At 55.7% G+C, this 650-nt stretch carries 1 tRNA gene; it reads left to right on the forward strand.

The features are described from left to right. Nucleotides 1-12 precede the first annotated feature (12 nt). A tRNA-His gene (locus U9R90_RS36650) sits at nt 13-84 on the forward strand. The last annotated feature ends 566 nt before the right edge of the window (nt 85-650 follow it).

The following is a 650-nucleotide window of genomic DNA, read 5'->3' on the forward strand; positions in this document are numbered from 1 at the left end:
CTCCGGTAGCTCGCCGTGATCGTATAGTGGTTAGTACTCTGCGTTGTGGCCGCAGCAACCCCGGTTCGAATCCGGGTCACGGCAGCTTTTTTGCGTCGAGCAACGGGGACGGCATATAATATTACAGTATTCCTGAAGCAACGCGGACACACATACCGGAAGCGTTCACTCGACAGGCTTTTTAAAAGTAACTTTTCCAAAACACGGCACATTAAAAACACGAACCGAGTGGTTAAGGCGATGTACTAGAAATCCACTGGGGTCTAGAAATCCTGCATGCTGAGGAGAAGCGTCTGTGCCTTTTTTTTTCACGTCCCTGGCATGCTTTTTCGCAACCCTCTCTGCATCGGACAAACACGCCGCTGGCCCTTTTAGCAGCCGTGGGACAGTGGCGCGCCCTGATCGTATAGTGGTTAGTACTCTGCGTTGTGGCCGCAGCAATCCGGGTCACGGCAGCCTTTTGCCGTCGAGCCACGGGGACGTCGGGCTCCCTTTTCCCACCTCATCCTTCAGCTGGATTTTGTGTCTGACGCTCGGTGGCGTCCTGTGCTGCCCTCCTGCAGCCAAGAGAGCTGGAGCCCCGCACGCAAGCGTAGTTGTGGCCGAGAGGTTAAGGCGATGGACTCGAAATCCATTGGGGTCTCCCCGCG

The sequence above is a fragment of the Streptomyces sp. E11-3 genome, from assembly GCF_046540415.1.
In the GTDB taxonomy this organism is placed as follows: Bacteria; Actinomycetota; Actinomycetes; order Streptomycetales; family Streptomycetaceae; genus Streptomyces.